At 63.3% G+C, this 10,164-nt stretch carries 10 protein-coding genes; 2 read left to right on the top strand and 8 right to left on the bottom strand.

Going from position 1 to position 10,164, the window contains the following annotated elements; all coding sequences use genetic code 11:
• Positions 1 to 109: 109 nt before the first annotated feature.
• From ricT to Q0J75_RS04340, 8 genes are all read right to left on the bottom strand, one after another.
• Positions 110 to 1,357, bottom strand: coding sequence for a regulatory iron-sulfur-containing complex subunit RicT (gene ricT / locus Q0J75_RS04375; protein ID WP_297197196.1), 1,248 nt, complete (start codon positions 1,355 to 1,357; stop codon positions 110 to 112).
• A 39-nt stretch (positions 1,358 to 1,396) separates the two neighbouring features.
• Entirely contained in the window at positions 1,397 to 2,392 is a 996-nt protein-coding gene (locus tag Q0J75_RS04370) for a DNA polymerase III subunit delta (protein WP_297197193.1), read from the bottom strand.
• Position 2,393: 1 nt separating this feature from the next.
• Complete coding sequence (locus tag Q0J75_RS04365; RefSeq protein WP_297197190.1) at positions 2,394 to 2,717, bottom strand: cyclic-di-AMP receptor; 324 nt, start codon at positions 2,715 to 2,717, stop codon at positions 2,394 to 2,396.
• Between the two features lie 15 nt (positions 2,718 to 2,732).
• The gene (locus tag Q0J75_RS04360) at positions 2,733 to 4,088 is read right to left on the bottom strand and encodes an aminotransferase class I/II-fold pyridoxal phosphate-dependent enzyme (RefSeq protein ID WP_297197185.1); all 1,356 of its coding nucleotides are present in this window, start codon (positions 4,086 to 4,088) and stop codon (positions 2,733 to 2,735) included.
• A 171-nt stretch (positions 4,089 to 4,259) separates the two neighbouring features.
• Complete coding sequence (locus Q0J75_RS04355; RefSeq protein ID WP_297197182.1) at positions 4,260 to 4,856, bottom strand: hypothetical protein; 597 nt, start codon at positions 4,854 to 4,856, stop codon at positions 4,260 to 4,262.
• A 27-nt stretch (positions 4,857 to 4,883) separates the two neighbouring features.
• Positions 4,884 to 5,903, bottom strand: coding sequence for a tRNA 2-thiouridine(34) synthase MnmA (gene mnmA, locus Q0J75_RS04350; RefSeq protein WP_297197179.1), 1,020 nt, complete (start codon positions 5,901 to 5,903; stop codon positions 4,884 to 4,886).
• Between the two features lie 28 nt (positions 5,904 to 5,931).
• A complete protein-coding gene (gene mnmG / locus Q0J75_RS04345) occupies positions 5,932 to 7,740 on the bottom strand; it encodes a tRNA uridine-5-carboxymethylaminomethyl(34) synthesis enzyme MnmG (RefSeq protein WP_297197176.1) in 1,809 nt (602 codons plus the stop codon).
• A gap of 266 nt (positions 7,741 to 8,006) precedes the next feature.
• Positions 8,007 to 8,900, bottom strand: coding sequence for a diacylglycerol/lipid kinase family protein (locus tag Q0J75_RS04340; protein ID WP_297197173.1), 894 nt, complete (start codon positions 8,898 to 8,900; stop codon positions 8,007 to 8,009).
• Between the two features lie 202 nt (positions 8,901 to 9,102).
• On the opposite strand from Q0J75_RS04340, the gene Q0J75_RS04335 reads away from it, so the two are divergent.
• Entirely contained in the window at positions 9,103 to 9,816 is a 714-nt protein-coding gene (locus tag Q0J75_RS04335) for an AzlC family ABC transporter permease (protein WP_297197170.1), read from the top strand.
• Positions 9,810 to 10,142 (top strand): branched-chain amino acid transporter permease, encoded by a 333-nt coding sequence (locus Q0J75_RS04330; protein ID WP_297197167.1) that lies wholly within the window; start codon positions 9,810 to 9,812, stop codon positions 10,140 to 10,142. Before Q0J75_RS04335 ends, Q0J75_RS04330 begins: the two co-directional genes overlap by 7 nt.
• Positions 10,143 to 10,164: the final 22 nt, after the last annotated feature.

The raw sequence follows: 10,164 nt of genomic DNA, 5'->3' as shown, positions 1-10,164 counted from the left end.
TCTCACCACCTCCTCTATTTTATCTCATCTAAATGAAAAAGCCCAGCTTTTGCTGGACTTTTTCGACAGGCTGAAGCGGGCGGCCGTACGGCCGCCCGCTTTATTTTCGTTATTCCGCAGGATTCTGAGGCTTGTCCCCCCGGGGACGGCGGTGATACCGGCGGCGGGGCGGCCGCTTTTTGTCTCCCGCCGGAGCGCCCCCCTCGGCGGCGGGCTTTTCCGGGGCGGGCCTGCTCTCCATGCCCTTGGGCTTGGGCTCAGGCCGGGGTCTGGCCTCCCCCTTGGGGGGCCGGGGCTGGCTGGGCCGCTGCTGGGCAGGCTTTGCCTCCTCCCGCCGCTTCTCCTGGGGCTGCTCCCCAACCGGTTTGCGGCGGCGGCTCCGGTTCCGGCGGGCGTCAGCGGCGCTGTCCTCCCCCATCCCCAGCTCCGCCAGGGCGGCGTTTACCCCACCGGTCAGGGTGCGGGGCTCCTCCACCGGCGTCACCTTCCGCAGCTTGGCCAGTTCCTCCGGCGGCGGGGCCACATAGTCCTCCGGCCGCTTGCCTTTGCCGTTGCGGATCACCCGTAGCTCACAGTTGTGGAAGCACTTGGGGGTCTCGGGTGCGTCGTCCAGCCGCACCTTTACCGTCTCCTTCAGCAGATCCACCTGGGACACGGTGCCCACCCCCTCGGGGGTCTCCACAAAAGACTCGTTCTTGGGCATCCGGCGGACTGCGTCTTCATAGGCCTCCTGCTCGTATTTCAGACAGCACATGAGCCGCCCGCAGGTGCCTGAGATCTTGGTGGGATTGAGGGACAGGTTCTGGGTCTTGGCCATTTTGATGGACACCGGCTGGAACTCGTCCAAAAAGGAGGCGCAGCACAGGGGCCGGCCGCAGATGCCCAGTCCCCCCAGCATTTTGGCCTCGTCCCGGACGCCGATCTGCCGCAGCTCGATGCGGGCGTGGAACACCCCCGCCAGGTCTTTCACTAGGGCCCGGAAGTCCACCCGGCCCTCGGCGGTGAAGAAAAAGAGAATTTTATTGCCCTCAAAGTTGTACTCCACCTCCACCAGCTTCATCTCCAGCCCGTGGGCGGCGATCTTCTCCTGGCAGATGGCAAAGGCCCGCTTCTCCTTCTCGTGGTTTTTCTGTACCGTCTCCAGGTCCCGCTCGGTGGCAATGCGCACCATGGGCCGCAGAGGCTGTACCACCTCTTCGTCCTCCACCATGGTGTTGCCCTGGGCGCACTCGCCGTACTCCAGGCCCCGGGAGGTCTCGATAATGACCCCCTGGCCGGGGGACACCTGCTCCCCCTGGGGATCAAAATAATATTGCTTGCCCCCGCTTTTGAAGCGGACGCCGATGATCTCGGTCATAGTTACCTCCAGATGTGGTATGTTGCGCAGAACGGCCTGTCACCGGCCCAGCTGGGCCAGCTCCGCCCCCAGCCACCCGGCCAGATGGCCGGCGCCCACATAAAAGCCGCAGGCGGCGCGCAGCCGCTCGGTCAGAGCGGCGGCCTGGGTCAGTACCTTTGGGGACAAGGCCGCCGCGCCCTGTTGGGCCAGCGCCCGGCGACGGGGGTCGCTCTCGTGGAGGGCCCCGGCGGCGCACACTACGCAGTCCCGCAGCAGCAGCAAAAACTCATCCAGCAGGGCGCTGAGAGAGTCCCGGTCCCACTTGTCCCGCTCCAGAGAGGCGCAAAAATCCATCAGGGCCAGCTCGTCCCCGGAACAAAAACGTTCCAGCAGCTTTGCCGCCCCCTCCAGGGCCTTGCCGTCCCCGGCCTTTCCCTCCAGCTGGTCCACTGCCCGGCCCAGAATGCCCTCGCACCGGGCGGCGGCGTTGGCCCGCTGGGCCTGGGAGCAGTCGGGATACCGGGCGGCCAGAAAGGCCTCCGCCTCCTGCACCGTCACCGGAGAGAGGGTTAATACCTCGCACCGGGAGCGCACCGTGGACAGCAGGGCGGCGGCGTTGTCGGTGAGCAGCAAAAAGGCGGCGTAGGCCGGCCCGTCCTCCAGCAGCTTTAAGAGCGCGTTCTGGCTGGAGTCGTTCATAGTTTGGGCCCCCTCCAGGACGTACACCTTCCGGGGGGCCTCATTGGGCTTGATATAGGCGTCGCTGCGGATGGCCCGCACCCGGGCCACATTGAGCTCGTCCCCCTCGCCACCGGCCCGGATGATATCGGGGTGGATGCCCCCCATGGCCTTCCGGCAGCCGGAGCAGGCAAAACAGGGGACCTCTCCCCCGCCGGTACATACCAGGGCAGCGGAGAGCAGGCCGGCCAGGGTTCGCTTGCCCGACCCTGCCGGCCCGCTGAGGATATAGGCGTGAGACAGGCCCCGCCGGGCGGTCTCCAGAGAGAGCTGCCGCTTCAGGGGGGCGTTGCCCACCAGTGTGGACAGGTCCATCTTACACCCGCTCGAACCGCTCGATATCCACCACAAAGATGGTGGCGCCGCCCACCACCACTTCCACCGGCATACTGGGATAGTAGCCGTAGCTCATTTCCGAGGTGGTGGGGATCATCTGCTTGCGGGAGTGGGAGTGCTCCTTGATAATGTCGATGACATTCTGCACCTTTTCCTCATCCACACCGATGAGAATGGTCACGTTGCCCGCCATCAGAAAGCCGCCGGTGGTGGCCAGCTTGGTGGATGAAAAGCCCTTTTTGGTCAGGGCCTGGGTTACGGTATTGGCGTCGTCGTGGTTGATGATAGCCAGAACCAGTTTCATGTGTATCCCTCCTGCTCAAAGATGCCGAAACTCCGGCGCTGAGGCCGCTTCACACAGGACGGCCACAGAAACATCTTCCAGTGTATTATAACCTATTTGTTTCAAATATGCGATACTTTTTTTGTCCACCACCTCTCCCGGGGCAATGACGGGCACACCAGGGGGATAGGGGGCCACCTGACCGGCGGAAATGTGCCCCACCGCCTGTTCCAGAGGCAGGGCGCGCCGGGGGGCGAACAGGGCCTGCCGGGGGGAGAGCGCCATCTCCGGCGGCGGGGGCGGGGGCGGATAGCCGGGACAGGGCCCCAGCTGGATTTGTTCCAAAGCCGTTTCCAGCCGGGCAAAGTCGGCCGGGCCGTCGGCACAGGTGGGAATGAGCACCACATGGCCCCCGTCGGCCATCTCGGGCCACACATTCCGTTCCTCCAGGGCCCTTTGCGCCCGGTATCCGTCGGGGGACAGCAGGGTGAGCCGGGTGGGGTCCAGAGGGGCGCTCTGTTGGGTCAGGGCGGGGAACCGCCGCCGCAGGCGGGCCACCTGCTCTGCCGTCTGATGGTAGGCCGCCGCTCCGCCCTCCAGTATATGGGCCCGGCACAGGTCCAGTGCGGCCATCATGGCATAGGAGGGGCTGGAGGAGCCGTACAGACTGGCCGCCCGCCGCAGCTCGGCGTGGGAAAAGGCGCCGTTGGAAAAGAGCAGGGCGGTTTGGCCGGGGGCCGGGAGGGTCTTGTGGGCGGAGACCACCAGCAAATCGGCGGCCCTTTGGCCGTAGTCCCCCAAAAAGGGCAGATGGGCCCCGTGGGCCCCGTCCACCACCAGAATGGCCCCGTGGCGGTGGACCACCTCCGCCAGGGCGGGCAAATCGGACAGCACGCCGTAATAGGTAGGCGAGGTAAGGCAAAAGGCCTTGCTCCCCGGGTGGGCCTTCAGCATCTCCTCCACCCGTTCCGGGGAGATGGGGCCGGTGACCCCCGCCTCTTCCAGCCAGGGCCGCTCCAGATACACCGGCTTTAAATCCAGCAGGGCCAGAGCGTTGTAGGCCGAGCGGTGGCTCCCCCGGTCCAGCAGAACGGTGTCCCCCGGCTTGCAGGCCAGGGTAAGGGCGGCCAGCACCCCCTGGGTGGAGCCGCCGGTGAGAAAGAGGCAGCTGTCCATGTGAAAGGCCTCCGCCCACAGCGCCTCCGCCTCCCCGATGGCCCCGCCGCCGTCAAACAGGTTGCCGGTGGGGGGCAGCTCGGTAAAGTCCAGGGCGGCCAGCTCTTCCAGGGGGAAGTTGGGCAGGGGTTTGCCTTTGTGGCCGGGCATGTGCATCCGCAGGGGGGTTTTGGCGGCGAAGTTGCGCAGGGCGGTGTACAGCGGGGTGTTTTCCAAGATTTCGACCTCCCCTTGGGGTAAAATAAAAAGGAAGATAAAACCTGTGTACCGGGCGGCAATGGGCGGGGGCGGACAAGGGAAAAAGGCGGATAGCATCCGGGAAAATGATGTAAAGTAATTTTACTTGTCTTATAGATGGCCGCCCATGCACCTCCGTACCGGAGCGTTTTACGGCTGGGCGGTGATGGCCACTGCATAGGCCCGGTCGTAGCTGTTGAGCTGTCCGGCGTCGGAGAAGGTGTCGGGCAGGGTGGCGGAGCGGATGCCGCTGCCATTGTCATAAACCTCTAAATATAGGGGTGTCCGTTCTCCAACCGTCAATATCTGGGGGTCCTCCAGCCATACCCAGCTGCGGCCGGTGTCCAGATTGCGGTCCATATCCTGGATTTGGGGGGCGTAGCTATACCGGGCGCCCCCGTCCTGGAAGTTGACGGTGATTTTGTCCCCGCTGAGCACAATACCCAGCCGCAGCGCGTCGCTTTGCAGGGCGGACAGGCCCCCTTCCGCCAGGGTCTCCCAGGACCCGTCGGACCAGGACAGCACCTCGATGGTGTAGCCGGTGACCCCCTCCCCGGCGGCGCACTGATACAGGCCGTACTCGGCCTCGGTGCCTCCCACCAGATTGAGCAGGGCGTCTTCCTCCGCCGTCAGCTCCAGGCGCTGGAGCTGGTTGGGCGTGGGGGTTTCCTCCGCCTTTTTATCGCCGCCGCCGCAGCCCGCCAGCAGCAGACACAGGGCCAGAGAGGTACAAACGAGCTTTTTCATGGTGTAATTCCTCCATTCTCTATCTGTTCAGGAGAGGCCGGCCTCGATCCAGGCGCTGCCGGCCACCACATTCCCCCGGTAAAAGACCGCCAGCTGGCCGGGGGTGGGGGCCCGAGCGGGGGCCTTCATCTCAATCAGCACCCCGTCCCCGTGGGGGTAGAGCACCCCTTCCCCCTCGGTCCGGGAGTGGCGCAGCCGGACAGTGACCGCCAGGGGCCCGTCCAGCCCCTCTACCCCGATCCAATTGGGGGCGGAGCACAGCACCGTGGACCTGCCCAGGTCGGAGCCGTCGGACAGTACCACCTGATGGTGCTCCGGGTCCAGGGCGGTGACATAGTACCGGTGGGGACCGGATACCCCCAGCCCTCTCCCCTGTCCCAGGGTGTAATGGTGAATTCCTTTATGCCTGCCCAGGACCTTGCCGGACTTGTCCACAAAATCCCCCTCCGGTGTGGAAAACCCACGGCGGTCCAGCCAGGCGGCGTAATCCCCGTCGGGGATGAAGCAGATCTCCATGGAGTCGGGCTTGTCCGCCACCGGAAGACTATAATTCCGGGCCAGCTCCCGCACCTCCCGCTTTTCATAGGGCCCCAGGGGGAAGATAATATGCTGTAATTGCGTTCGGGTGAGCCGGGCCAGCATATAGGACTGGTCGTTGGCGGGTCTGCCCTTTTTCAGCACTCCGTTTTCCACATTTGCGTAGTGCCCTGTGGAAACATAGCTGGCCCCCAGCCGCTCAGCCACCCGGAACAGGGCGGGAAATTTCACCGCCGGATTGCACAGGGCGCAGGGCAGGGGCGTCCGCCCGGCCTGATAGGCGGCGGCAAAGGGGGCGCATACTTCCCGCTCCAAATCGGCCCGAATATCCGCGATTTCCAGGGGAATTTCCAACCGCTGGGCCACTTGGGCGGCGTCCTCCGCCCCGGTCCCCCCCAGGCCAATGTCCAGATAGCAGCCGGTGACGGCATATCCCGCCTCCAGCAGCAGCCGGGCCGCCACGGCGGAGTCCACCCCGCCGGACAGGCCCAATACGATCTGTTCCTTCATAGTTTCTCCTTCTGGTGTGGATCATCGGTTATTTTTCCAAAAAGGCCATCAAAACCGCGATATCTGCCGGGCTGACCCCGGAAATTCGGCTGGCCTGCCCCAGATTCAAAGGGCGGATCTGGTCCAGCTTCTGCCGGGCCTCCAGCCGCAGGCCCTCCATGGACAGGTAATCCAGGTCGGCGGGCAGGGGCCTGTCCTCCATCTTCCGCTGCTCGGCCACCTGCCGCAGCTGCCGGTCAATGTACCCCTGATATTTCACCGAGATTTCCACAGCCTCGGTGATCTCTGTGGATAACTCCGGCCGGTTGGGGTCCACGGTGGAGAGACTATCATAGGTGTTTTCCGGACGGCGCAGCAGGTCGCACAGCCGCCCCTCATGGGTGCCGGTGTGCTCCAGGCGCTTGATCTCCTTGTCCACGGCGGCGTATTTTGCCTCCACCGCCGCCATCCGCTCGTCGCTTACCAGCCCGATGGCGTGGCCGATGGGGCATAGCCGCCGGTCGGCGTTGTCCTGCCGGTGGAGCAGCCGGTACTCGGTGCGGGAGGTCATCATCCGATAGGGCTCGTTGGTGCCCTTGGTGACCAGATCGTCAATGAGCACCCCAATGTACCCCTGATCCCGCCGGAGAATGAGGGGTTCCCGGCCCAGCAGCTGCAAAGCGGCGTTCACTCCCGCCACAAAGCCCTGGACGGCGGCCTCCTCATACCCGGAGGAGCCGTTGAACTGCCCCGCCCCGTACAGGCCCTTCACCCCCTTGTGCTCCAGGGTGGGCAAAAGCTGGGTGGGGTCTACGCAGTCGTATTCGATGGCGTAGGCTGGGCGGGTCATCTCGGCCTGTTCCAGCCCGGGAATGGTGTGAAGCATTTTTACTTGCACCTCTTCGGGCAGAGAGGAAGAAAATCCCTGGAGGTAGAGCTCCTCAGTGTTGAGGCCCATGGGCTCCAAAAAGAGCTGATGCCGCTCTTTGTCGGGAAAACGGACGATTTTTGTCTCAATGGAGGGGCAATACCGGGGTCCCACCCCCTCAATGGTCCCGTCGTACAGGGGAGAGCGGTCCAGATTGGCCCGGATGATGGCGTGGGTCTGCTCGTTGGTATAGGTCAGCCAGCACACCGCCTGATTGTCCGGGGGCACTTTGGTCTCAAAGGAGAAAGGCACCACCTGCTCGTCCCCGGGCTGGAGCTCCAGCTTGGAAAAATCCACGCTGCGGGCGTGGATGCGGGGGGGCGTGCCGGTTTTGAACCGGCGGAGGGACACGCCCAGCCCTTTGAGGCTGTCGGTGAGGGGGAGGGCGGCGGCCAGCCCGTCGGGGCCGGAGTCCCGGGTAACTTCGCCGATGATGGTGCGCCCCCCCAGAAAGGTGCCGGTGGCCACCACCACCGCCCGGACGGCGTACTCCGCCCCGTAAACGGTGCGCACGCCGGCCACCTGGCCATCCTGAGTGAGGATATCGGTGACCTCGGCCTGTTTGACCCACAGGTTTTCCTGCTGTTCCAGGGTGTGCTTCATCACCTCCTGGTAGCGGCGGCGGTCGGCCTGGGCCCGGAGGGACCACACCGCCGGGCCTTTGCCCCGGTTGAGGAGCCGGTACTGGATGCAGGCCCGGTCGGCGGCCCTGGCCATTTCTCCTCCCAAGGCGTCCAGCTCCCGCACCAGATGGCCTTTGCCGGTGCCGCCGATGGCGGGGTTGCAGGGCATGTTGCCCACCGCGTCCAGGTTGACGGTGAAGCACAGGGTCCTGAGGCCCAGCCGGGCGGCAGCCAGGGCGGCCTCGATGCCCGCGTGGCCTGCCCCAATAACGGCAATATCAAACGTTCCAGCGTCGTAAGTAGTCATAATCTGTATCCTTACCTGGTAAAATCAAAGCAGGGCGGGGGCTTGCCCCCGCCGCAACTTGTCAAAAAATCTTCCAATAAGGAAGCCTCGCAGAGTTCCGCCGCCCGCAGGCGGCGGAATCAAATCAGAATCCGTCCTTTCCGGGGACATGCGCCTCGGAAAGGACACTTCTCATGACGGATGGGGTGACAATTTCGCAAGAAATCGAACCCCATTCGTCATGCGGCTTTTTGTGGGAAAAGACCTGTAGGTCTTTTCCCACAGTATTACGCCCCGTACACAATGGTGACGCCATTGTGACAATTGGAGATCTCCACCACCTGATGGTCCCCGCCGTACTCCCCGTCCAGCGTCCAGGCCAGCGCCTGATCGCTGGTGATCTTCAGATGGCTGGTGCGGAAGCAGGTCACCAGACCCTCCTCGTCGTCGCTCATGTTGGTCAGGGCCTTCATGATGTTCTGAAGCTGGAGAATGTTCTGAGGCTGGCGCACCAGCATGACCTCAAACAGACCGTCATCCAGGGCGATGGGCTGGGCCGGGGTGCCCTTGATGCCAGCAACCGACAGGGTGTTGGAGATCAGCCCCAGACAAAAGCTGTCCGACAGCACCACGCCATCGTGCTCCAGGGTCATGGTGTGGGGCTGGATGGTGCCCAGGCGGGTCACGGAGCCCAGCACATAGGCCAGATGGCCCAGCAGGTTTTTAGCCTGCTGGGGGGTGTTGTAGGCCAGATCGGTAAAGGCCCCGAACCCCGCCACATAGACAAAGTGGGTGTCGTTGAAGCTTCCCACGTCCACCGGCCGGGGCGCCCCCGCCGCCGCCACCACCGCCAGCTCCTCCAACGTGCGGGGCAGCTCCAGATTTTTGGAAAAGTCGTTGGTGGTACCGGCGGGGATGTATCCGATGGTGGGCCGCCCCTCCGGGGGCAGCTCCATCAGACCGCATACCACCTCGTGGAGGGTGCCGTCCCCCCCGGAACACACGATGCGGTCAAACTCCCCCGCCCGGTCCCGGGCGGTGACCGCCGCATCTCCGGCTCCCCGGGTGGGATGGACGGTCACGTCCCATTCCTGGGTCAGACCGTCCAGAATGGGGGCCAGCCGCCCCCGCAAAGCGCCCTTCCCGGCGTGCAGATTATAAATAAACAACAGTTTCTTCATGTTACTTGCTCCTGTTCCAGTCAAACAAAGCCCAATCGAATAGAGGTACCTATTATATACCGTTTCGGTGGATAAAAACAACTCTTTTGCATGGAAAGGACCCCATTCGGCGGGAAAAAGGAAAATCCCCCACCCCTCTTGCTTTTCTGCGCTAACGTGTGTAAAATATTGATTCGATCTCAGCACAAAGGAAGTGCGCGCTATGAACCGCAAAGCCCTTTCCGCCGCCTTTCCGGTGACGGTGCCGGTGCTGATGGGCTATCTGGCCATCGGCATGGCCTTTGGATTTATGCTCCAGGCCATTGGGTACAATTTTATCTGGGCCTTTTTTATGTCCCTCACCATCTACGCCGGGTCGGGCCAGTATCTGGGGGTGACCCTGCTGTCCACTGCCGCCGGTCTGGGGACGGTGGCCCTCATGACCCTGCTCATCAACTTCCGCCACCTGGTATACGGTCTGTCCATGCTGGAAAAATTCCGGGGTATGGGCTGGCGGAAGTTTTATATGATCTTTTCCCTCACCGATGAGACGTATGCGTTATTGGCTTCGGCCCAGGCTCCAGTGGGGGTGGACCCCAAGAGCTTTTATTTTGCCATCGCCCTGCTGGATCAGAGCTATTGGATTTTGGGCTCGGTGATCGGCGCGGTGGCGGGGGCCCTTATTCCGGTGGACACCACCGGCATTGACTTTGCCATGACCGCCCTCTTCGTGGTCATCGCCGTGGACCAGTGGAAGGCCTACCGCAAGCACCTGCCCGCCCTGCTGGGGGGAGCGGTCACCATCGTGTTTCTGCTCATTTTGGGGCAGGTCTTTGGCCAGCAGCAGATGCTCATTGTCTCCCTGGGGGTCATCGTATTGCTGCTGCTGGTACTGCGGGAAAAATTAGAGGAAAAGGAGGGGGAAACCACATGCTGACCACCGCTGGGGCCATTGCCTCCATCGCCGTTATGGCCGTTGTCACCTTTCTCACCCGGGCTCTCCCCTTCCTGCTCTTTGACCGGGGCACCGCACCCCCCAAGCTGATTCTCTACCTGGGCCGGGTGCTTCCCCCCGCCATTATCGCCATGCTTATCATCTACTGCCTGAAGGATCTCTCCTTTGCCCAGGCGGGGGACTGGCTGCCCCAGCTCATTTCAGTGGGAGCGGTGGTGGCCCTCCATCTGTGGCGGCATAACAACCTGCTCAGCATCTTTGGGGGCACCATCCTGTACATGATTCTGGTGCAGGCGGTATTTGTGTGATAAAATTCTGAAAAATAACAAG

It is taken from the genome of uncultured Flavonifractor sp. (assembly GCF_944385615.1).
Lineage (GTDB): Bacteria > Bacillota > Clostridia > Oscillospirales > Oscillospiraceae > Flavonifractor.
This window is presented reverse-complemented; position numbering and strand designations above follow the sequence as displayed.

Bases quoted from the DNA above. Each gene is read 5' to 3' on its own strand.
- Q0J75_RS04355 (WP_297197182.1), bottom strand. From the start codon at position 4,856: ATGAAAAAGCTCGTTTGTACCTCTCTGGCCCTGTGTCTGCTGCTGGCG.
- ricT (WP_297197196.1), bottom strand. From the start codon at position 1,357: ATGACCGAGATCATCGGCGTCCGCTTCAAAAGCGGGGGCAAGCAATAT.
- Q0J75_RS04340 (WP_297197173.1), bottom strand. From the start codon at position 8,900: ATGAAGAAACTGTTGTTTATTTATAATCTGCACGCCGGGAAGGGCGCT.
- Q0J75_RS04370 (WP_297197193.1), bottom strand. From the start codon at position 2,392: ATGGACCTGTCCACACTGGTGGGCAACGCCCCCCTGAAGCGGCAGCTC.
- Q0J75_RS04330 (WP_297197167.1), top strand. From the start codon at position 9,810: ATGCTGACCACCGCTGGGGCCATTGCCTCCATCGCCGTTATGGCCGTT.
- Q0J75_RS04335 (WP_297197170.1), top strand. From the start codon at position 9,103: ATGAACCGCAAAGCCCTTTCCGCCGCCTTTCCGGTGACGGTGCCGGTG.
- mnmA (WP_297197179.1), bottom strand. From the start codon at position 5,903: ATGAAGGAACAGATCGTATTGGGCCTGTCCGGCGGGGTGGACTCCGCC.
- Q0J75_RS04365 (WP_297197190.1), bottom strand. From the start codon at position 2,717: ATGAAACTGGTTCTGGCTATCATCAACCACGACGACGCCAATACCGTA.
- mnmG (WP_297197176.1), bottom strand. From the start codon at position 7,740: ATGACTACTTACGACGCTGGAACGTTTGATATTGCCGTTATTGGGGCA.